General features: G+C 32.1%; 21 protein-coding genes. 5 read left to right on the top strand and 16 right to left on the bottom strand.

The features are described 5' to 3' along the window. Positions 1 to 12: 12 nt before the first annotated feature. The gene (locus EV214_RS16840) at positions 13 to 654 is read left to right on the top strand and encodes a lactate utilization protein (RefSeq protein WP_132247874.1); all 642 of its coding nucleotides are present in this window, start codon (positions 13 to 15) and stop codon (positions 652 to 654) included. Positions 655 to 692: 38 nt separating this feature from the next. On the opposite strand, the gene EV214_RS16835 is transcribed toward EV214_RS16840, so the two are convergent. Then, on the bottom strand, positions 693 to 1,607 hold the full coding sequence (locus EV214_RS16835) for a chemotaxis protein (RefSeq protein WP_132247872.1): 915 nt from the start codon (positions 1,605 to 1,607) through the stop codon (positions 693 to 695). A 243-nt stretch (positions 1,608 to 1,850) separates the two neighbouring features. Between EV214_RS16835 and EV214_RS16830 the strand changes: the two genes are divergently transcribed. The 3 genes from EV214_RS16830 to EV214_RS16820 are packed head-to-tail and all read left to right on the top strand — an operon-like array spanning position 1,851 to position 6,292. Next, positions 1,851 to 3,779 (top strand): aconitate hydratase, encoded by a 1,929-nt coding sequence (locus EV214_RS16830; RefSeq protein WP_132247870.1) that lies wholly within the window; start codon positions 1,851 to 1,853, stop codon positions 3,777 to 3,779. Between the two features lie 15 nt (positions 3,780 to 3,794). Then, a complete protein-coding gene (locus tag EV214_RS16825) occupies positions 3,795 to 4,808 on the top strand; it encodes an isocitrate/isopropylmalate dehydrogenase family protein (protein ID WP_132247868.1) in 1,014 nt (337 codons plus the stop codon). A gap of 17 nt (positions 4,809 to 4,825) precedes the next feature. Next, positions 4,826 to 6,292, top strand: coding sequence for a citrate/2-methylcitrate synthase (locus EV214_RS16820; protein ID WP_330571333.1), 1,467 nt, complete (start codon positions 4,826 to 4,828; stop codon positions 6,290 to 6,292). Between the two features lie 41 nt (positions 6,293 to 6,333). On the opposite strand, the gene EV214_RS16815 is transcribed toward EV214_RS16820, so the two are convergent. The 7 genes from EV214_RS16815 to EV214_RS16785 all read right to left on the bottom strand — a co-directional run bounded on the left by EV214_RS16815 (position 6,334) and on the right by EV214_RS16785 (position 14,346). After that, positions 6,334 to 7,629, bottom strand: a complete 1,296-nt coding sequence (locus tag EV214_RS16815) for a 2-hydroxycarboxylate transporter family protein (protein ID WP_132247866.1) — start codon at positions 7,627 to 7,629, stop codon at positions 6,334 to 6,336. Between the two features lie 19 nt (positions 7,630 to 7,648). After that, positions 7,649 to 8,815 carry an NAD(P)-dependent malic enzyme gene (locus EV214_RS16810; RefSeq protein ID WP_132247864.1) on the bottom strand — a complete coding sequence of 389 codons (1,167 nt, stop codon included), beginning with the start codon at positions 8,813 to 8,815 and terminating at the stop codon, positions 7,649 to 7,651. Between the two features lie 230 nt (positions 8,816 to 9,045). Continuing rightward, positions 9,046 to 9,738 (bottom strand): response regulator, encoded by a 693-nt coding sequence (locus EV214_RS16805; RefSeq protein WP_165916438.1) that lies wholly within the window; start codon positions 9,736 to 9,738, stop codon positions 9,046 to 9,048. Next, positions 9,735 to 11,321, bottom strand: a complete 1,587-nt coding sequence (locus tag EV214_RS16800; protein WP_132247860.1) for an ATP-binding protein — start codon at positions 11,319 to 11,321, stop codon at positions 9,735 to 9,737. The genes EV214_RS16805 and EV214_RS16800 overlap by 4 nt, the downstream gene beginning before the upstream one ends. 104 nt (positions 11,322 to 11,425) lie before the next feature. Then, positions 11,426 to 12,493, bottom strand: coding sequence for an endonuclease/exonuclease/phosphatase family protein (locus EV214_RS16795; protein ID WP_165916437.1), 1,068 nt, complete (start codon positions 12,491 to 12,493; stop codon positions 11,426 to 11,428). A gap of 109 nt (positions 12,494 to 12,602) precedes the next feature. Next, on the bottom strand, positions 12,603 to 13,415 hold the full coding sequence (locus tag EV214_RS16790) for a metallophosphoesterase (RefSeq protein WP_132247858.1): 813 nt from the start codon (positions 13,413 to 13,415) through the stop codon (positions 12,603 to 12,605). A gap of 226 nt (positions 13,416 to 13,641) precedes the next feature. Next, on the bottom strand, positions 13,642 to 14,346 hold the full coding sequence (locus tag EV214_RS16785) for an IS6 family transposase (protein ID WP_132247856.1): 705 nt from the start codon (positions 14,344 to 14,346) through the stop codon (positions 13,642 to 13,644). Between the two features lie 355 nt (positions 14,347 to 14,701). Between EV214_RS16785 and EV214_RS16780 the strand changes: the two genes are divergently transcribed. Then, a complete protein-coding gene (locus EV214_RS16780) occupies positions 14,702 to 15,694 on the top strand; it encodes an Rpn family recombination-promoting nuclease/putative transposase (RefSeq protein WP_132247854.1) in 993 nt (330 codons plus the stop codon). Positions 15,695 to 15,904: 210 nt separating this feature from the next. Here the strand turns inward: EV214_RS16780 and EV214_RS16775 are convergent, their stop codons facing one another. From EV214_RS16775 to EV214_RS16735, 8 genes are all read right to left on the bottom strand, one after another. Further along, on the bottom strand, positions 15,905 to 16,606 hold the full coding sequence (locus EV214_RS16775; RefSeq protein ID WP_456298947.1) for an IS6 family transposase: 702 nt from the start codon (positions 16,604 to 16,606) through the stop codon (positions 15,905 to 15,907). 323 nt (positions 16,607 to 16,929) lie between these two features. Further along, entirely contained in the window at positions 16,930 to 17,400 is a 471-nt protein-coding gene (locus EV214_RS16765) for an SMI1/KNR4 family protein (RefSeq protein WP_132247850.1), read from the bottom strand. A 17-nt stretch (positions 17,401 to 17,417) separates the two neighbouring features. Continuing rightward, positions 17,418 to 18,929: an HNH endonuclease signature motif containing protein gene (locus tag EV214_RS16760; protein WP_132247848.1), complete on the bottom strand. Its 1,512-nt coding sequence runs from the start codon at positions 18,927 to 18,929 to the stop codon at positions 17,418 to 17,420. A gap of 168 nt (positions 18,930 to 19,097) precedes the next feature. Continuing rightward, positions 19,098 to 19,421 (bottom strand): hypothetical protein, encoded by a 324-nt coding sequence (locus tag EV214_RS16755; protein WP_132247846.1) that lies wholly within the window; start codon positions 19,419 to 19,421, stop codon positions 19,098 to 19,100. Positions 19,422 to 19,438: 17 nt separating this feature from the next. Further along, the gene (locus EV214_RS16750; RefSeq protein ID WP_165916436.1) at positions 19,439 to 21,097 is read right to left on the bottom strand and encodes a hypothetical protein; all 1,659 of its coding nucleotides are present in this window, start codon (positions 21,095 to 21,097) and stop codon (positions 19,439 to 19,441) included. Between the two features lie 22 nt (positions 21,098 to 21,119). After that, positions 21,120 to 22,280 carry a pentapeptide repeat-containing protein gene (locus EV214_RS16745; RefSeq protein ID WP_132247842.1) on the bottom strand — a complete coding sequence of 387 codons (1,161 nt, stop codon included), beginning with the start codon at positions 22,278 to 22,280 and terminating at the stop codon, positions 21,120 to 21,122. Further along, a complete protein-coding gene (locus tag EV214_RS16740; protein WP_132247840.1) occupies positions 22,267 to 22,902 on the bottom strand; it encodes a hypothetical protein in 636 nt (211 codons plus the stop codon). Before EV214_RS16740 ends, EV214_RS16745 begins: the two co-directional genes overlap by 14 nt. Positions 22,903 to 23,011: 109 nt before the next feature. Then, positions 23,012 to 23,398, bottom strand: coding sequence for a hypothetical protein (locus EV214_RS16735; protein ID WP_132247838.1), 387 nt, complete (start codon positions 23,396 to 23,398; stop codon positions 23,012 to 23,014). Between the last annotated feature and the right edge of the window lie 110 nt (positions 23,399 to 23,508).

Here is a 23,508-nt window from a genome sequence, read left to right as displayed (position 1 = left end):
GAGGTTCAATTTATGGATGAAAACGCATCTTGGGTTATGGAAAAAAAAGTTGAAAGAACAATGGAAAACTTAGAGAAAAACAATATGGATGCTTTCTATGTAGCAGATGAAAAAGGGCTACTTCAAAAAATTGGTGAACTTATCAATAAAGGAGATACGGTGTCCGTAGGTGGCTCTATGACTCTTTTTGAAACAGGGGTTATTGATCTGCTTCGTAGCGGAAAATATAATTTTTTAGACCGCTATGCACAAGGATTAAGCACGGATGCGATTAAAGAAATTTATAGAAAAAGTTTTTCTGCAGATGCCTATTTTACAAGCAGTAATGCGCTAACTGAAAATGGAGAATTATACAATGTAGATGGTACAGGAAATAGAGTTGCTAGTATGATTTATGGCCCCGATAAAGTTATTGTAGTTGTGGGTATTAATAAAATCGTAAAAGATGTAGATGAAGCCATTGAAAGAAACAAAAGAATGGCAGCACCAGCAAATGCAAAAAGATTAAATAGAAAAACACCCTGTGCAAGCCTAGGTTATTGTACGAACTGTAATAGTCCTGACCGAATTTGTAATGATTATGTTTTAATAAAAAGACAAGGCATTAAAGGAAGAATCAAGGTAATCATTGTAAATAAAGATTTTGGCTACTAGAAAAAAACCACGATCTGAAAATCGTGGTTTTTCGATGACTACTTCTTTTTCAATGTATACTTATCAATAAGGTCTACCAACTGATCTATATCTGGTTTACTCATTTGCGCTTCGGCTCCTACAGATTCACCTTTATGATGCAAATCATCTGTAATCAATGAAGAGAATATAATAACAGGTAGATCCCTTAATATCGGATCTTCTTTGATTTTTCTTGTAAGGGTATGTCCATCCATCTGAGGCATTTCAATATCTGTTATCAAGGCATCAACATATTTAAAGATTTCTTTCCCCTTTTCTTTTGTTTGATTTCTTAAATAATTAAACGTTTCTTCTCCATCATTAAAAAACGTAAGATTTGTATATCCAGATTCCGTTAATACATCCTTTAACATGGTTCTAATGGTTGTAGAATCATCTGCTAAAAGAAGCCTCACAGCAGACCGCGCTTTATTGTATTCTATTTTTTCAATTCCTTCCTCATATCCACCATAAGATGATCGCATATCCATAAATATTTTTTCAAAATCTAATAACATCAATATTTTACCATCCATAACAATATTCCCTATCACTAAAGAATCCGATACAATTTCATCTGGTTTTTCAATTTGATTCCATCCAATACGATGTATACCTATCACACGATCTACTACAAATGCTACCTCTGTTTTATTAAATTCACACAATAATGCCCTATTTTTTTCATTGCTTAATCCTTTTTCTTTTTCTAAAACATATTTTAAATCTATTAAAGTAATTGTTTTTCCACGAACCAATGTCATTCCAGCTATCGCAGCTGATATATTTGGAAGTTTTGTGATATTATCTACTTGAAATATCTCTTTTGTTTTTATAACATTAATCGCATAATGTTTGTTAGCTACAACAAATTCTAATACTTCTACTTCCCCAGTTCCACTCTCTAATAGTATTCCTGCCTGATCCTTCATAACAACCCCTCCTACTAAAATAATTAACACACAACGCTTTTTTTATAATATTCTCCTTTTTTCTACAATTACCTCCTTGTTTTAGATATTTTTATTTCTACTTATCTTGATCTCTTCTGTCATTTCAAGAAAATAAATATTTCCATTGACAATGTATTTTTATTCATTGTATAATTGTATACATAAATACGGCGAATAATATTATTTATATCTATTCCTTAAAAATTTGAAAGGAGCTCTTTTATGAAAAAAACTTTAACATATAAAATTCTCGAAAAAAATTTACTGACTGGAACCCTCAAAACAGGAAATGAAATTTCTGTAAAAGTCAATCAAACCCTAACACAAGATTCAACAGGTACAATGGTTTATCTTCAATTAGAAGCTATGTGTATCAAGGATATAAAAACAGATTTATCCGTAGCATATATTGACCATAACACGCTACAAGCTGGATTTGAAAATGCAGACGATCACGAATTTATTAAATCAGCTGCTGCAAAATACGGAATCATTTATTCAAAACCTGGAAATGGCATTTGCCACCAATTACATTTAGAAAGATTCGGAAAACCTGGAGATATCCTCATTGGTTCTGACAGTCACACCCCTACATGTGGTGGTCTCGGTATGCTTAGTATTGGCTGCGGAGGATTAGATGTAGCTGTTGGCATGGCAAAGGGATCTTATTATTTGAAAGCACCAAAGGTATTAAATATTGAACTTATAGGAAAGTTAAATCCTTGGGTTTCTGCAAAAGACATTATTTTATATATTTTAAAAGAATTAACGGTTAAAGGCGGTGTAGGATATATTGTAGAATATTCTGGCAATGGTGTAAAAGAATTATCTCTTACAGATAGAGCGACCATTACAAATATGGGAGCTGAGCTTGGTGCAACTACATCTATTTTCCCGAGTGATGAAATCACAAAAGATTTTCTAACAAGACAATGTAGAGAAAAAGATTTTATAACTTTATCAGCAGATGTTGATGCAGTTTATGATAAAAAAATTAAAATTAACTTAGATGAAATTCAACCAATGACTGCTATACCCCATAGTCCAGACAATGTTGCTCAAGTAGCATCACTTAACAACGCAAAAATAGATCAAGTTGCAATTGGTAGCTGTACAAATTCTTCTTACACAGATTTAATGAAGGTAGCAAAAATATTAAAAGGAAAAAAAGTTCATAAAGATGTGAGTTTGGTCATCTCACCAGGCTCAAGTAATATCTTAAAGATGATGGCAGACAACGGTGCACTTGGTGATTTAATTGCTTCAGGTGCAAGAATACTTGAAGCTGCTTGTGGTCCATGTATTGGTATGGGGCAAGCGCCTAAGTCAAATGCTATTTCTCTAAGAACTTTTAACAGAAACTTCAAAGGAAGATGTGGCACAAAAAATGCAGATGTTTATTTAGTAAGTCCTGAAACAGCAGCTGTATCATCGATCACAGGATACTTAACAGATCCATCCACATGCGGAGATATGCCAAAAGTTGAAATTCCCGAGAAATTCCATGTTTCTGAAAACTATTTTATCTATCCTTTGAAAGATAGAAACAATTTGAAAGTAGTTATGGGGCCAAATATTAAACCATTCCCTATAAACAAAGCACTAACACCTACACTTGACGGAAAACTTTTGTTAAAGACAGGCGATAATATCACAACAGATGACATCATGCCTTCGAATGCAAAACTACTTCCATTTAGATCAAATATCCCTGAATTATCTAAATATTGTTTTGGTACCCTTTTAGATGATTTTCATATACGCGCTACGGAAAATAATGGTGGTTTCGTTATAGGTGGAGAAAATTATGGCCAAGGATCAAGCAGAGAACATGCAGCATTAGTACCTCTCTACCTTGGGGTAAAAGCAGTCATTGCAAAATCCTTTGCAAGAATTCATAAAACAAATTTAATTAATTCAGGAATCTTGCCATTCGTATTTAAGCATAAAGATGATTACAAAAATTTTGACGCATTTGATGCACTTGAAATTAATGATCTACACAATGCGCTTGATCATGGTTTAGAAATCATATTAATCAACAAAACAAAAGATATTACTACCCAATTAATATTTGAAGGTTCTCTTAGAGATATTGAAATATTAAAACTTGGTGGCTATCTAAATTGGGCTAAAAATTCAGATATTTAGAAAGAGGTGGCGAAAATGTATAATATAACATTAATTCCTGGTGATGGTATCGGACCTGAAGTAGTTTCTGCTGCTAAAAAGATCGTTGAAGCTACGGGTTTAAACGTGAATTGGGATATTGTAAACGCTGGCGCAGATGTTTATAAAAAAACAGGTGTACTTGTTCCAGATGAAGTTTACGAAAGTATTGAAAAAAACAAAATTGCTTTAAAAGGTCCTATCACAACCCCAATCGGAAGTGGTTTTAGAAGTATAAATGTAATGCTACGAAAAAAATATAATTTATTTTCAAATATTCGGCCTGTAAAAACAATACCTGGGACAGATTCTCCCTTTAAAAATATAGATCTTATTATTTTCAGAGAAAACACAGAAGGTTTATATAGTGGTATTGAAAAAAAACATTCAGAAAATGTTGCTGAAGCAACTAAGATTGTTACAAGCGCAGCATCCTTAAATATTATAAACGAAGCCTTTGCTTATGCAAGGAAAAATAATAAGAAAAAGGTCACTGTCGTTCATAAGGCAAATATTATGAAGCTTACAGATGGATTGTTCTTAGATTGTGCAAGAGAAGTTTCTAAAAATTATCCAGAAATTCTCTTAGATGAAGTCATCGTAGACAATATGTGCATGCAACTCGTGATGAATCCATCACAATTTGAAGTTATCGTAACTACAAACCTTTATGGAGATATATTATCTGATTTATGCGCTGGACTTGTTGGAGGACTGGGGCTTGTCCCTGGCGCAAATATTGGAGAGAATATGGCCATCTTTGAAGCCGTACATGGAAGTGCTCCAGATATTGCTGGAAAAAATGTTGCCAACCCGACCGCTATTATTTTATCTGCTGCCATGATGTTAAATTATTTAGGCGAAAAAGAAAAATCAAATTTAATCATAGATGCTGTTATAGAAGTTATTGGTGAAGGAAAATTTCTTACAAAAGATCTAGGAGGCATCGCACATACAGCAGATATAACAAATGCAATCATTGGAAAAATTCAAACCCTAAAAAATTTATAATTAGGAAGGTGAATAACTTGAATAAGCGAGTTGATTATACAATCCTTGGCAATCTAGCAATTTTAGCTAAAAAAAATAATCTTACAAACCCAGAAGTATATGCATTCATCAAAGAGGTAAGCAAATTAGACCAGGATATGCAACCTTCCATCCTTGAACTTTTGTCAGATTTAGCTAAAAAAAACAACTTCATCCAACCCGAATACTATGACAAATACAATGTAAAGAGAGGCTTACGAAATAGCAATGGTACAGGCGTTTTAGTTGGACTTACTGAAATTGGTTCCGTTGAAGGATATAAATTAGAAGAAAATAAAAAAGTTCCAGCAGAAGGACAATTGTTTTATAGAGGAATAGAAATAAAAGAATTGGTTTCTGGTTTTCAAAGAGAAAAGAGACATGGATTTGAAGAAACCACATATCTTTTACTATTTGGCGCACTTCCTACCAGAAATGATTTAGAAAACTTTAATGATTTGCTTGATGAATCAAGACAGCTTCCAGCTGGTTATACTGAAAATATGATCCTCAAAATTCCAAGCAAAGATATTATGAATAAGCTTCAAAGAAGTATTCTCGTTCTCTATTCTCATGATGAAACACCAGATGATCTTGGCATAAAGAATATATTAAGACAAAGTATACAGCTTATTGCAAGATTTCCAACCATTATATCCTATGGTTATCAAGCAAAAGCCCATAACTTTGACAACAAGAGCTTATTTATTCACCCCCCTCAAAGAGGAATAGGCACAGCAGAAAACATTTTATACATGACAAGATCAGATAATCAATATACAAAAACTGAAGCAGAAACACTAGATTTATCTTTAATTCTTCATGCAGAACATGGAGGTGGAAACAACTCTGCCTTTGCAACCCATGTTGTTTCATCCTCTGGTACAGACACTTACTCTGCTATTTCAACTGCGGTTGGTTCCTTAAAAGGACACAAGCATGGTGGTGCAAATATAAGGGTTCGTGAAATGATTTTAAATATCAAGGAGAATGTATCAAATATTCATGACCGTGGGAAACTAAAAGATTATTTATTAAAGATTCTGCGCAAAGAAGTCTTTAACAAAGAGGGTCTTATTTATGGAATGGGCCATGCAGTTTATACAAAATCAGATCCAAGAGCTCTTTTATTAAAAGAAAAAGCTCACGAATTAGCCATTGAAAAAGATACAGTTGATGAATTTAACTTGTATAAAAATATTGAAGAATTAACCATTGAATTATTCAAAGAAATGAAAGGAAAAGATGTACACATCGCAGCAAATGTAGATCTTTATTCTGGATTCGTCTATGAAATGTTAAATATTCCACCAGAACTCTATACTCCACTTTTTGCTACAGCTAGAATCGCAGGGTGGTGTGCTCATAGAATTGAACAAATTGTCAGTGATCAAAAAATTATGCGACCCGCTTATAAAAGTGTTCATGTTCATAAAAATTATATTCCTTTAAATGAAAGAATGTAAAAAAAATCCCACGGTCGAAAGATCATGGGATTTTCTATGACTTATAAGAAAAAGGACAACAAACTTGTAGCTAAAATTAACATAAAAGCGCCACCAATACGAGAGGATATCTGTGCAAATGGCATAAGTTCCATTCTCTTTGCTGCGGATAAAACTGCAACATCTCCTGTTCCACCCATATTTGCCATACAGAGACCACCTGTTATTGCCGCCTCAATTGGATAGAATCCTAGTAAACGTCCAACGAACCCTGAACCAATTGTTGCACCTAGTACAGTCATAAATACTAATACAATATAAATAACTGATAAAGAATTAATGACTGCATTTAAATCTGTATAAGCTACACCGATTCCTACAAGTAATGCCGGTGTAAAGTTTGTCATAACGAATCTAAACCACTGAAATGCACCTTTTTCATACTTCTCTGGAATAATACCTAGTACCTTTACAACAGCAACACTGATAATCATTAATGCGTAGGAGTGAATTGGAATAAATTTTGCGAGTATGTTTCCCCATACAAAGAACGTAGTGGAAATTAATATGCCTATTCCCATGAGTGCATAATCTAGCTTTATTTCAACTTGTTTTTCTTCTTTTACTTCTTCTTGTGACTTCATGAGCTTCCCATTTCCTGATAAACTACTATTTTTCTTTCCTACTTTGTCTAATAATCCAGCTACAACAATAGCCATAGCATTTCCTAAAGCTAACGCTGGAACCATTTTTGACATCATCTGTGCTGGATCTACATTTAATGTTTGCCCAAATATTTGAGATAGCGGCACGGCTCCTGCTCCCATACCTCCACCCATGATTGGAATAGCAACATAGAAAATGGCTTCTTTTGCTCCATATCCCATAATCATGCCAACAAGTCCAGTAAGTCCTATTGCAGCTACAACACCACCTAGTATTACAGGTAGATATCTGACAGAAGCACTAATTAATAATTTTCTATTCATCCCTAAAATACTACCTGTTATAAGCGCTGCAATATAGAAACTTAAAAAACCTTCACCCTTCATAAAGTTTGTCATAATTTCTTTTGAAGTTTCAGGAAGCCCCCCATAAGTAACAAGTGCTGCTGAACCAAATATTACAATAATTGCGCCTCCACCTAGATAATCTTTTACAATAGGAAGACGATTTCCTACTTCATTCAATATGGCACCTACAATCATCATAAGTGGAAATGCGCCAATCATTCCCTTTGGCAAAGCGCCCATGAATGTTGCTACCAAAATAACAACTGTAAGAACTGAAAATACTGGTAAAGAAATTCCCATAATTTGAAATCCTTTATTTTCGTTTAATTTCGTACATGCTTTCATCCATACTCCTCCTTATTTTTTATAACTTTGCAATACCTGTATCTTTCGCAGCTTTAGCTACTGCATTTGCAACAGTTTCAACAATTCTCTCATCAAAAGGCTTTGGAATAATATATTCTTCATTTAATTCACTTTCATCGATAATTTCTGCAATTGCATTGGCCGCTGCAACTTTCATTGCTTCGTTAATATCTGTAGCTCTTACTGCTAATGCACCCTTAAATATTCCTGGGAATGCTAAAACATTATTGATTTGATTTGCAAAGTCAGATCTTCCTGACCCTACAACTCTTGCACCTGCTTCGATTGCCAATGCTGGCATAATTTCTGGAATTGGATTTGCCATTGCAAATACAATTGCATCCTTATTCATTGAAGCTACCATTTCTTTTGTGACTACATTTGGTGACGAAACACCAATAAATACATCTGCACCCTTTAGTGCATCTACTAATGTCCCTTTTTCATTGTTTGGATTGGTGATTTTTACAAGCTCTTCTTTTACTGGATTACTTCCTCCTTCCTCAAGAATGCCGTGTCTATCACATACCAAAATTTCTTTTGCATTCATATTTAATAACATTTTAACAATTGCAGAACCTGCTGCCCCTGGCCCATTTACAGCAATTCTAATATCTTCCCATTTTTTATTTACTAATTTTAAAGCATTGATTAAACCTGCAACAACAACAATTGCTGTTCCATGTTGATCATCATGGAATACTGGTATATCTAATTCTTCTTTTAATCTTTTTTCTATTTCTATACATCTTGGTGCAGAAATATCTTCTAAATTAATTCCTCCAAAAGTTGGCGCCAATTTTTTCACAAGATCAACAATTTCATCTACATTTTTTGTATCTACACATATAGGAAATGCATCTACTCCCGCAAATGCTTTAAATAATACTGCCTTTCCTTCCATTACTGGTAATGCAGCTTCAGGACCTATATCTCCAAGTCCAAGTACTGCTGTTCCATCACTTACAACTGCAACCAAGTTTCCCTTTGAAGTATACTTATATACATCTTCTTTATTTTCTGCAATTTTTCTGCATGGTTCCGCTACCCCTGGTGTATAGGCAATACTTAACTCATCTTTATTGGTTACACCTATCTTTGATACAACACTGATTTTTCCTTTATGTGCTTCATGTACTTCTAATGCTTTTTTTGAGTAATCCATTTTTTTCATTCCTTTCTCATATCGTTTTTGCGTTTATACCCTGTAACACGTTTTCTTTCTTCACATTTAATTATAAAAGTTTTTATTATTTTTTAAATATTTAGAACTTATTCTAATATTTTTCTAAATAAAAAATATATTGATATTTTTTTATCAAAGGATAAAAAGCTTCAAGACATATAAAACGCTTATTAACAAAATTTTGTCAATAAGCGTTTTATTTTTTTTATTTATGATTTTTTATTTTTATCTATATATTTATATCGATAAGATGGCCTTCCTCTCGTGCCATATTCTATTTTTTTTTGAATATCTCCTATAGATTCCAAATAATCTAAATATCTTCGAATCGTGACTTTAGACATCGCTAATTTTTCTGATATATTTTCACTAGATAGTAGTGCTTCTTTATTTTCATTTAAAAATCCCTTCACTCTATTTAGTGTAAATTTATGCAACCCTTTTTGTAATTCTTTCTCTTCTTTTTCCTTGTATTCCCCCATAAAAAGTTGATCTATTTCTTCTTGGCTCACAAAAGGCTTTTTGATCAATAGCTTTTTTCTAGCTTTATAATGAAGCAATGACTGATTGAGTCTTTCAAATTCAAATGGTTTTACTAAATAATCTACTGCACCTAATTTCAATGCTTCTTCTATTTTATCTGTATCATTTGCAGCTGTAACTAATATAAAATCAATAACTTTATTTTGTTTGCGTACCTTTCTAAACACCTCCATGCCATCCATCTTTGGCATATAGATGTCTAATATAACTAAGTCAATTTTTTTATTTTTTAAAGATTTGATTGCTTCTTCACCATTACTGGCAACATCTTCAACACTAAATCCATCTATTTTGTCTACAAATCTTCTATTTAATTCTAAAAGCATAGGGTCATCCTCTACTACAAGTACCCGAATCATTCGCATGCCTCCTTAGGTATCCTAACTAAAATACTCGTTCCTTCGTTCTCTTTTGAATCTACAAAAACTTCTCCATTTAACTGCTTTATACTTTTTTTAACTAAAAATAATCCGATTCCTCCCTCTTTCTCTTTTGTTGTAAATCCTCTTTTGAAAATTTTCTCCGTGTTTTCAGGTTCTATTCCTATACCATTATCGATTACTTCTATTTCAATCCCTTCACCCATATCTTCTATTCTTAGGGATATTTCTCCCTCTTCTCCCTTTTTTACAATTGCATCCATCCCATTATCTAATAAGTTTCCGATTATCGTTACTAAATCTTCATTTTGAATATTTTGATAATATTTTTCTAAATACGAATTTTCATCTAACTTCATATTTATTTTAAGTTCTTTCGCTCTATTTAGTTTCCCTAATATGATTGCTGAAATCGTTGCATTTTTTATCTTTTTCATTAAACAAAATCTTATTTCTTCTTGTTCTTTTGCCACACTTTTAATATATCTTTTCACCTCATCCATCTCATTTAATTCAATGAGTCCTAATATAACATGTAACTTATTCATAAATTCATGGGTATTTGCCCTAAGTGCATGAATAATTTGATGAACACCTGTAATTTCTTCTGCTAAACGTTTGATCTTTGTTCGATCGTTAAAAGAAGCCATGGCGCCAATAATTTCATTTCCATCTTTTATAGGCACCCTATTTGTTAAGATCACTGTATTATTAATCATCTGTTCTTTATTAAATTCCTCTTCTCCTCTTTTTAAAACTTCTAATAGTTTGCTTGTAGGGAATACATCTAGTACATAGGATCCTACTACACTTGGATTTTTTATATTTAATATCTTTATAGCATAATCATTTACAAGGGTTATTTTCCCCTCTCCATCAATCGCAATAATTCCTTCTGTTATAGAATCGAGCATCGCCCTATTTTCTCTATATAAATAGACAATTTCATGTGGCTCTAAACCTAAAAGACTATCTCTTATCTTTCTTGCAATCATTAGTGCACCTAAAACACCTAAAGTAATTCCAAATAATGTAAACCCACACATCGTTAATAATGCATGCATCCTAAATTGTTGTATGTCTTCATATAATACACCTACCATAACAAAACCTATTTGCTCATCCTCATAAAATATAGGTTCAAAAGCTCTAATAGAAACCCCCAATGTTCCCTCAGCTTCTGATAAATAAGGTACCCCTTCGTTGATAACCTTGATCTCATCTCCACCTACAAACCGTTGTCCAATTCTCTTAGGATTTGGATGGGCATATCTTATTCCATCCATGTCAGCAATCGTTATAATATCTACACCATCTAAACGATTTAGTATCTCTTTTGCATGTCTTTGAACCTTCACTGCGTTCTTTTCTTTTAAATATTTTTGTATATTTGGTGAATTTGCCAATATTTTTGATACATTTTTTATATTTGCTTCTACTTTATTTTGAATATTATCTAATGACCAATTTCCCATAAAAATGATACTTATGCTTATGGATAAGAGAATCAACATAGTAATTAGGATCGTAATCCTCGTTTGAAGGTTAAAATTTTGTTTCATATGAACCACCTCATTTGTTCTATTATACCAATTACCTTTTAAAATAGAAATCGTATCTTCTCACATTTTGGGAGAATAATCATAAATTTCATATTCAGCTTGTTTTATTTTAATTCAAATATTCCTGTTACAGGATTGTGATCACTATTTTCAAAGTTTAATTCATGCCCATAAACTTTTTTAATTAAAATATTTGGAGAAACTAAAAATCCGTCTATTACCACTGTAAAATTTTCACCACTTTTATAGGGTGCTCCATTTTCTCTTACCGTTGGTACGTATTTATCTGCTACCCACATAAAACCATCTGGTGTAAAATCATTGGGTAAATGAAAAAGCCATTCAGGCCATTTTTCAGTCGTTTTAAAAAGTTTTGGGTCGGTTCCTGGTAATACATGGTTAAAGTCTCCACCTACGATCACATAATTTCCTCTATTGTATTCCTTTGTAATATATTCTTTTAAGTACGCAAGCTGTTTTTTTCTTATTTCTCCCCCTTTATCATAAGCTGAAAGATGTGAGTTAACAAGCACTAATTCCTTTCCATTTTCTACAGGTATTCTACTTTCTAAAAAACATCTATCTAGCATAAAAACTTGTATGGGCCATTTTTCTTTTCCTGGGTACTGATATCTATTACTTTCACTTATTTTATACTTTGACATAGATACAATTCCTGAGTAGACAGATCCCATAGGATCAGCTATTGGAACCGGTACCCACGATACTTTATAATTTAGTGCAAAAGTAGAACTATACATGGATAATGCGTTCTTCAAAGCTTTTAATTGATTGATATGAAAGCTTCTTGAAGCATCAATATCTACTTCTTGTAAACATATAAAAGATGTTTTTTCTTTATTTAGAAACTGGATAATTTTTTTAAGATTGGTCTCTGTTTGTTCTTTACTTTTAGAGCGAGACATTTTTCCCCCACTTTTAAAAAAGTCCTGCCCTTTGTCAAGACCACAATAACCAATATTAAAAGTTAATATAGAAAAAGGTGTATTTCTTTTTATCCAATCATCTTTATTATTTTCAATCATAAGTGGGATGGCTTCCTTTTCCTTTGGCCGATAATCTGTTATTGTCATATATGCTAAGAACAAAATAAATGAAAAAACACCCAAAGCACCGAATAACAATATGATTTTGATCATTTTTTTAATCATTTTAAGCTCCCCCAATCTCGCCTATTTTATAACCATTATATTCAAATTCTGTTCTTTCAAAACAAAAACTCCCTATCTAAACAATAAGGAATTTAAAAATTTTTTCATTTTATATCTGTCCTTCGATCGTAATTAAACTCATTTGACTCCGATTGAAAAATCGAAGGGGCCATACACTCGTTCCTAATCCACTGTCAATATACAAAATGGTATCTTTCCAAACTTTAAACATTCCTTTATCGTATTTAGGAAATAAACCTTGTCCTGGGACTACAATTGCTCCAATAAGGGGCAGTCTGACTTGTCCTCCATGGGTATGTCCACATAAAATCAAATCAACAGGTAAATTTTTTCCCTTCATAATAATATCTGGTGAATGAGATAGTAAAACTGTAAAATTTCCTTTATCAATTTTTTCAAATGCCTTGTAGGCCTCTTCATGATTACTATAGGGATCATCAATGCCACAGATATTGATCGAATTTTTTTCTTTTGAAAAAGTGGTATTTGCATTGTTTAATACAATCAAATTTCGCTCCTCGATCCCATTCATAAAACTTTTCATATTTTTATTTCTCCACTCATGATTTCCAGAAACAAAATAGGTATTGGCATTGAATTTTACTAACTGCTCCACAAAAGAATATGTATTTTCAAAATTTTTAGTCTTCCCATCAATCAAATCCCCTGTAATCACAATCACATCAGGTTTTATTTTTTCGATTTTCTTTAAAAGACTTCTATTTTCCCTTGGAAATTTTTTATTATGAACATCTGAAATCTGTAATATTTTTAGATTTTTTCCTACTGGACGTTTATTAGATTTTATACTTACAAAACGAATCTTTGGAAAATTCTTTTCGAAATAAATGTCTATGAAAAAAATACTGATGCACAATAAGCATATGATTAATTTTTTCATTCTTGTTTCATTCCTTTATTTTTTTATTCGTTTTTATAAGTATCATTCTATCAAAACTATAAACAATTGAAAAGATTTCATTTTTTCTCGAAAAATTCAGAAATACATATAATTTACTTAAATCCAAAGATTTTATTGACATTTTTAAAAAACGGAAATATGATATTAATGGTTCTGTTGCAAAAAAATATAAGTATCAAAAACATTCCTTACTATCAATATAATCTTATGCAACAGCCCCCATAATCTTATTTAGAAATTCAATCTCAGAAAGAGCACATTGAATTTCTTCAACCTGCCCTTTCCTTATCATATTCATTGCTTCAATTCCACAAATAGTTTTTTCTGCTGTTTTTAAATTTTTAAATCCTCGCATCTGTTTTACTTTTCGTTTGATAAATCTATGATCCTGTTCTAGAATGTTATTTAAATATTTAATCTGCCTAAAGCTTGTTCTACAACCTAATGTGCCCCCATAAATCAGTTCTGGTATTGCTACCTCATAAGTTTGATTTTTATCTACAGTTATTATCCTTGGCTGTTGATTATGACTCGAACCTAGCGCTTTTTCAAAGAATCTCTTTGCTGCTTGTTTATCTCTTTTTTCACTAAAATAAAAATCAATCGTATTTCCCTCTGAATCAACTGCTCGATATAGATATTTCCATTCTCCCTTTACCTTGATATAAGTCTCATCAACTCTCCATGAATCATTCGTCGGTTTTAAATATTTTCTTATTTTCTTATCAATAATAGGTGCATGCTCATGTACCCATCTCATTATCGTTGTGTGTGCTATTGATAAACCTCTTTCACTCATTATTTCTTGTAAATTTCTATCACTCAATGAATATTTTAGATACCATCTCACGCATAAAACAATAATTTCTGATTCAAAATGCTTCCACTTAAATAAATTCTGTGATATAATCCGATCTCCATTCCCTAATTTTTTACATGATTATATCTCTATTTTTATTTTTCTACCAGAACCGTTCTTAGTTGTAAGTAGCTTATAGCAGAGATTTAGACCCCTCTTTCATATTCTTTATTCACTTTGATCTGATTGTTGTATTTTGATGATTCCACCATTCATACATGGTACGATGCAAATATTTAATAGGGCTAATTCATCACGAATTTTAAAATCTTTTTTGCCATTGCTCATTTCAATACAATAGTTTTCTATCCTTTTTTAAATTTCTCACTAAAACCTCCTATTTTTTCAATATTGAGATATTGCATATGATATAATATAGAAAAGAAACATTTAAGGAAGTGAATCAATGCCAAAAGAAGAAATACATCACCCTCATGATGTAGGATATAAGCATATATTTTCTCATAAACAAACATTTTTAGAACTATTAAGAAGCTTTGTTAAAAAAGATTGGGTCAATTTAATAAAAGAAGAAGACTTGATTTTAGTTGATAAATCCTATGTACTACCAGATTTTGAAGAAGAAGAATCAGACATTGTATATAGAATCAATATCGATGGAAAAGAAATCATTTTTTATATTTTACTAGAATTTCAGTCAAAAGTAGATTTTCAAATGCCTATAAGATTACTTTTTTACATGGTAGAAATTTGGAGAGAATTACTAAAAAACACATCAAAGAAAACAAGAAGAAGAAAAAGTTTTAAGCTTCCAGCCATTATCCCTATCGTATTGTATAATGGGAAAAATAACTGGACAGCTGCTAAAAGCTTTAAAGAAATATTAAATGGATATGAATTGTTTGAAGAAAACATATTAGATTTTAACTATACTTTATTTGATATCAATAGATATGAGGAAGAAGAGTTGTATACTATAGCAAATTTAGTCTCAGCTGTCTTTTTATTAGATCAAGAAATGGATGAAAAGAAACTCATAAGAAGACTACGAAGAAGCATCTCTATTTTGAAAAAAATAAGCCCCGAACAATTCAGTGTATTTAAGCAGTGGCTAAAGAAAATAATAAAACCTAGATTAGATGAAAAACTTCAAAGTGAAATAGAAAAAATCCTAGACAAATCCAATCAAGAGGAGGTGGATTTTATGGTTTACAATTTGGAAAAAACTTTAGATAATATTGAAAAAAAGGGGATTAAACAAGGCATATCGAAAGGAATAGAACAAGGAATAATACAAGGTGAAAATAATAAATCTTTAACAGTCGCAAGAAATATGTTAATAAAGGGTTTTAATGTTGAAGATATTGTTGATATTGTCGGATTAAGTAGACCCAAAATATTAAAAATCAAAAAAGAAATAGATGATATGAAAAACTAAGGGCACATTGAATTTCTTCAATCTGCCCTTTCCTGCTCTGTTACAAAAAATATAAATATCAAAAAACATCCCTTACCATCAATATAATCTTATGCAACAGCCCCCATAATCTTATTTAGAAATTCAATCTCAGAAAGGGCACATTGAATTTCTTGGCTCTGTTGCAAAAAAATATAAATATCAAAAACACTCCTTACAATCAATATAATCTTATGCAGCAGCCCCCATAATTTTATTTAGAAATTCAATTTCAGAAAGAGCACATTGAATTTCTTCAACCTGCCCTTTCCTTATCATATTCATTGCTTCAATTCCACAAATAGTTTTTTCTGCTGTTTTCAAATTTTTAAATCCCAGCATCTGTTTTACTTTTCGTTTTATGAATCTGTGGTCTTGCTCTACAATGTTATTTAAATATTTAATCTGCCTAAACCTTGTTCTACAACCTAATGTGCCTTCATAAATCAGTTCTGGTATTGCCACCTCATAAGCTTGATTTTTATCTACAGTTATTACCCTTGGCTGTTGATTATGACTTGAACCTAGCGCTTTTTTAAAAAATTTCTTTGCTGCTTGTTTATCTCTTTTTTCACTAAGATAAAAATCAATAGTACTTCCTTTTGAATCAACTGCTCTATATAAATATTTCCATTTTCCCTTTACCTTAATATAAGTCTCATCCACTCTCCATGAATCATTTGTTGGTTTTAAATGTTTTCTTATTTTCTTATCCATAATAGGTGCATACTCGTCCACCCATCTCATTATTGTTGTATGTGCTATGGATACACCTCTTTCACTCATTATTTCTTGTAAATTTCTATAACTCAATGTATATTTTAAATACCATCTCACACATAAAAGAATAATTTCTGATTCAAAATGCTTCCACTTAAATAAATTCTGTGACATAATTCCTTCCCCATCCCTAATTTTTTACATAATTATATCACTATTTTTATTTTTGCACCAAAACCCTATAACTCAATGAATATTTTAGATACCATCTCACGCATAAAAGAATAATTTCTGATTCAAAATGCTTCCACTTAAATAAATTCTGTGACATTATCTGATCTCCAATTTCTATTTTTTTACATAATTTACATAATTATATCACTATTTTTATTTTTGCACCAGAACCAAATAAAGGTCTCAACAGAGAATATATCTCCATTAAGACCTTATTAATTTTCGTCTTTTATATGAACTTGACGAACTATTGTACGCTCAAATTACCCTTTGAGCATATCAAAAAACTCATTTATACTTTCAGCTACCTCAACTGTGACAGGATTAAAATCTTCTGATTCTTCATGGAACCACACAAGCACAGAAGGAGTATTATCATTTCTAAAGTCCATGCATACAAAATCTCCAGCAAATAATGCTGCAAACGGGATAATATTTGCTCCTACCAAATCCTCATCGTCTGTTAAACGTGTATCAATTTGAGATAAAACTACCTCAATATCATACCATCCGTTTACATCATCTGACTGTGGTTCATCCAATAAGCATAGAAATCTTTCAACTACGTATTCTCTATCATTATAGGAGAATACATTAGTTACTGGAATTGCACCATTAGATTTCCTCAAAAAATCTTTAAACTCTGTGGGTAATTTAATTCCACAGTAATCTTCAAAAGATTCAATTCGTTCCTCACTTGGAATTGGTAGAGTACTATCATTCTTTATCTTCACTTAATCCATCCTCCTTTTTATCGTTTTGCATGAGCCCAATGTCCTGGACTTCTTCCGCCCATATGATTAGTCACATTGTGTATTCCAAACGGAACTAATTCCATCCTACCAGAAATTTCAGAGTGATTCCATGTAGTTCCTTGTGGACGTCCACCAATTAATTCATCAAGATAATTAAATTGTCGGCTATCGCTTGCCTTCCATAAATGCTCTGGTAATGATTCTACTCTTTGAACAACTCCAGCACCTTCAAAATCCGCATACCTTGTGCCTTGTTTCATTTTTACATGGGGAATTACACCACGTTCAACCGCTCTGCTTTTAATCGTTACTTTATCAGCTGCTGTTAGCTTATCTCCTCCTGGCATATCTCTCCATGTCCATGGTTTATTAGAGTTCACAACATTACCATAGTTTTCAGAATATACATTATGCCAATAATCTTTATATCTGGCAGCCTCAGCTGGACTCATATCGTCCATAAAGGATTTAGCCTTACTTACTCCCGCAGTAGTTTTACCCGTCCCCTCAATAGAATCTAACGCCTTACTATCATCTGCTAATTTCCCAACATCTTCTGCATCTACTTTTTTCTTAATATTAACACCACTACCATTTTTATATTCTTCCATAACCTTATTGAAATTTTTCTGTACTTCAGTTTTTTCAATAGTTTTAATTCTCTTAGCTGTATCTGATGCATTATCTATTAAGTTTATATTTCCATCTGCTAATGCTGGTTTTAACTTTGGATTTTTCATTATATTGTCTGTGACATGATTCATGGCAGTTCTCATGTTATCTACTGTATTGCCTACATTTTTACATAATTTTAATGCCTTTTCATCAAGTCCCTTAGCCAAACTTTTTCCAAGTATCTTTGCTGTCTGCGATAAATCTGCTGATTTTCCTGCTATTTGAATTGTTTTCGCTGTCTTTGCTACATCTTCTAAATTTTCGACTGTTTTTATTACCTTTGCTGCATCTCCTGCTTTATCTGCTGCTTTTGCTGCTGTTAATCCTGCCTTCGCTTCACCTGCTCCAACAAACCATGCAGCTACTTCAAACACTGCTTGTCCTGCTGCTTCTGCTCTATCTTCAGGGGTTCCATGGATTATTTTTTTATCTACAAATTCGCTTACCCCACTGCATATGGCTGGGAGGGTTTCTTCTGGATATGCAAATATTTTGTTGATTCCTTCTACTGCGGCCAATGGATCTGCTACTAAATTGGCTACTCCTTCTACTGTTTGTCCTACACCTTTTACTAAAACTCCATTAGCAAAAGAGCCTACTACAGAGAATCTATTAATTTCTGCTCCTTCTTCTCTTACTTTTGTAAATTCTCCTACAAAATCAGATACTCCTGGTATGTCCAATTCATATATTAATGAACCCACCCCTTGACCGCCATCTACTATCCCATTTCTTACTCCACTGACTACATTTTTAAGAACATTTGAAGGAAAATTTAATATTGGATATTCTTCTATTACTGCTTTTCTTGCTTGCAGTAAAAAATCTAGCATTACAAATGGACTGTTGTCACTATGTAATGCTGTAAAAGCTCCTGTGATAGTTGTTCCCCTTATTATTTTTGAAGAGGCTTTCTCCCATTCTGCTTTAACTTTATCTAGTATTCTTTCGTTTTTATTTTTTACTACGGAAGTTAAGTATCATATTTTTAATTTTATTAATTATAGTTCAAGTAAAAACCACATTCTATTTTTATAACTCTCATAAATTTCATTGACTCTTTTTCGCTCTGAGAAATCATCTCTCCAAATAAAATAATCTGATAAACCTCCATGTGGTGGAAAAAAACTTTTGCACATTTCTCTAATTTCAATTAAAACGTTATCCAGATTATTGTCTTTTAATGAAATAGCCTTGTCTAGTATTGTAATTACGTGTTTTAATTCTTTCATAACATACGTAATTTCACTCGTATCCTCAGACTTTAAGAGTTTATATAAATCATCCAATACTTCTAGTAACTCTATAGCACTATTCTTCTTCATTTCGTTACCAACTCCTTTTATGGCAGAGGTGTTTCTGATAATGTCTCAACTCCCTTAATTAACCATGGTTTCTCAACAAATGTCTGCATCACATCTTGCCCGCCTTGGTAGATACCTCCCTGGTAACCAACTGGACCTTTGTATATTGTAGTTCCAGCTGGAATCTTAACAGCATATTTAGATTGAAGTGGTGAAGACCCCGTTAAAACGCCAGTTTTTGGGTCTATCCATTGAGGCTTAACAGCTGTTTCAATTCTTACTTTAATTGCTGATTCAGCAGGAGCTTCTGTAAACCATTGACCTAAAGAATTCTTTCCACCTCCAGATTTTCCAGCCCTATACAGAATCATATCTTCCTCAAGAACTATTGTATTATACTTACCACCTGCAAAATTAGAAGCTGGATTCCCTGGAATTTCAGCTAACGGTCCAGGATTTTCTATCATATTGTATTTGTATGCAGCTTCACCCGTCCCCTTACCAATAACGCCACGATTATTAGTTATATATTTAGAATTTTTAGCAATATTAATAGCTTTTCCTATTCCTTCAGCTATTGCTTCACTTTGTATATATTCTGTTCCATAATCCAATCCTCCAAAAAAACCTTTTAATCCAATTTTTAATAATGAATCTCTATCATTTTTCAAGTCATATGTTTCATACAATGGTCTTAAAACTTGATGTACATTTTGCTCTCCTGTCATTGACCCTATAATTGCTATTCTTGCATTATAAAGTCCATTATCACTAGCATTGTAAACTGTACTATATTTATTTTGTAACTTTGTTGCTTCTTCAAGTATTATTTTATCAATTTCTTCATTTCTATATGTATCCGCCATACACCTTGAAATTTCTTCATCTATTCTTTGTTTTATATTATTTTGAAACTCATTTTCCCAATTGTAGGGATCATTAATATATTCATCATTATCTGCCTTTGCAACTATATTTACTAGCTTAACGTCAGCTACTAATTTTCCAAACTCTTCCGTTGGTACCTCTGGCTTAATACTAACACCACTAACACTATTATTTTTAGCAGAATCCATGGCGTTTTTCATGTTATCTATTGTATTGCCTATATCTGTTGTAACATTTTTTACCCCATTTATAGCTTTATTCCCTAAATTGGTATACCCATTCAATATAGGATATTTTTCTATTATTGTTTTTCTTGCTTGGAGTAAAAAGTCTAACATTACAAATGAACGGTTCTCTCTGTGAACTGCCGAATAAGCTCCTGTGATAGTTGTTCCCCTTATTATTTTGCAAGATGCTTTCTCCCATTCTGCTTTAACTTTATCTAGTATTCTTTCATTTTTATTTTTTATATCTGTTGTTACTTCATTTATTTTTTTATTTATAGATTTTATTTTTTTATCTACTGCTTTTTTTATCTGTTTAACTACTTTCTTTCCTTTATTAACAGCCTTCTTTACTTTTTTCTTTACAGCAGATATAGCTCTAGGGACTGCTGATGCTACCTTTTTTAGAACTTTTTTTCCTTTATTTTTTATGGCATTGCATACCTTTGGTACTGCACTTATGGCTCTTTTCACTTTTTTCACTGCTCGTTTTGCTACTGTTTTTACTTTTTTTACTGCTTTTTTTCCTGCATTAAGTACCTTTGGTACTAATCCTTTTATCCTCTTTCGTATTCCCTTAAGCACCCTTCCCTCCCCCTTTATTTTATTAGATTATTTCTATTTGTTCAAGCTGTTCCTTTGTTAACTTAACCTTTTCTAATTGATCTTTAGTAAATTTGCTTCTATAGAGTTTTGCTTCATCAAATATTGCATCCGTTAAATCAGCGCCTAAAAAATTGGCTGCTATTATGGTAGCACCTGTAAAGTTGGCTTTTTTAAGGATGCTGTCTTTAAAGCTTACCCCTGTAAACCCTGTCTTTTTCCACGCATTTGCTTCGTTTTTCCCTGTAAACGCTACACAGTATTGTAGTTTTGCTCCTGTTAAATCCGCTTTTTCAAAGTTTGCACCATGAATCATAGATACCATTAGATTTGTACCGATCATGCTGCTGTTTTTAAATTTTGTTCCGATAAGTAAACTTGTAGTAAGGTCTAATCCATCTAATTGACTATCTCTAAAGTCTGTATAGCGTAGATCTGAATTTTTATATTCTAGATTTTTTAAGTCTATTCCCCTAAAGTCTTGAAAACAATAGCTTTGTCTTTCTTTTTCTTCTAACCATTTTCTTATCTTTTTGTAGTTTTTTTCTTTGTGCTCCATATGTATGATGTCGCAAGGCTCATAGTATTCTCCTGATTGAATTTCTAGTATTTCTTCTTTTTCTATGGCGAAATATTCTTCTGTTTCTACCGCATCTATTAAACTATATCTCATCAGCTCTACTACATATTTGTGAAAATCATCTAGATGATCTAACATAATGTGTTCTACATCTATTTCACTGATTTTTAGCACATATTTTTTAGAAGCTTTCATTAGTTTTTGCCATAGTCCCTCAAAATGCTTATAAAAGAAGCTAACATCCAACTCTCCTACGCTTAAACCCTCATTCAAATACCAGTCTTTATCATATACGATCACTTTGTATACATATTTATGCTGTAAAATCCTTGTTCGTAGTAGGGTATAGATGATAAATCCTGTTTTTGAATGGGTAGTTTTTTCTACTTCTTCTCTGTTTGTAGATACTTCTTTTATATTTGTACATATTTCTTTAAACGAATTTAAGAACAACTTCTTTAATGCATCCTTATTTTGTTGAAAATCTTCTTCTAAATGGACCAACGCTTCATCAAGTGCTGGTTTTACATCATTTTCATGGAATTTTTCTAATGCTTTCTCTGTCATATCTTCACCTGTTTTCATTGCTTTCTTCTTCTGGTGCTTCTTTGTTTTCCTTTATGGTCATAAGCATTTGTTTGAGTATGGGCTTCCATTCCTTTTTCTGGTATACGCTACTGTTGAACGTTCCCATCAGTAGTTCTCCTTTTATTTCCATGAAGAACATAAAATTATATAGATCTCCATCTAGCAATGGTACATCAAAAGAAAAATAACTAATGCTCTTTTCATCTAGTTGTAGGGTTTCGCTATCTTCTATTTTTGAAGCGGGATATAGTTTTTGCATTTGTTTTGCTAGTATATCTCTTACTTCTTCTATTTCTTCATTATTGATTTCTCCTTCTTCTATGCTAAATGTCAGATTTACAGTTGTATCTTCATTTGTATAGATGTAATCTGGTTTGTCTTCTCCTGGGTATTTGATCTCTGCCAGTTCTTCATCCATGATTTCAAATTCCGTTGGCATAAACATCAATATATCTCCATCTAAAAGTTCTCTTTCTTCAACTTCTAGCTTTTTGTATTTTACTATGACAAATCCGTCTTGTATGTCATTTTCTATGTTGTAAATATTTTTACTGTCTTCTGACTTTGATTCTTTGATCTTTTTTATGATTTCTTCTGCATATGTTTTTTTACCCTCCATGTATTGTCCCCCCCTTGTTGTAGCCATGTAATATTTTATATGCGTGTATATGTAATAGTTTCTATATATTTACATGTAATAGTTTTCATATGTTTACATACAATACTTTCTATCCGTTTATATGCACCACTTCATCTACGATTAAGCTTGATGATTTTGTCGCTAATATGATTTTATCCTTTGATTCTATTTCCATGGTTTCACATTCTGCATAAAAATTCTTTTCTGTTTTTATGTGAATGTCATTGTCACTCATTACTTCAATCCCTGTTTCATCCATCATTTTTATGTACAATACATTCTCCACTGTGCTAAAGCTTAGCTCTTTTGGACCTAGCTTCATTTCTTTTCCATGGATTGTGCCATAATATTTCACTTCTGGATCTTGTACTTTTGGATTTTCTTCTCCATCCAGTCTATTGACTCTTTTTACATAAGCTTCTCTTTCATCTATCCCTTTAATATATAACCCGACACTGTCTCCTTCTTGAGGCATGCTATAAAATCCTGTTTGTAGATTCTCAAATTATCCTTCTTCAATACAGCATAATTTTCTCAGATTATATAATTCGATAAGATTCTTTTACTGAAATAATTCTTTCATTA

This window comes from Marinisporobacter balticus (genome assembly GCF_004345705.1).
Lineage (GTDB): Bacteria > Bacillota > Clostridia > Peptostreptococcales > Thermotaleaceae > Marinisporobacter > Marinisporobacter balticus.
This window is presented reverse-complemented; position numbering and strand designations above follow the sequence as displayed.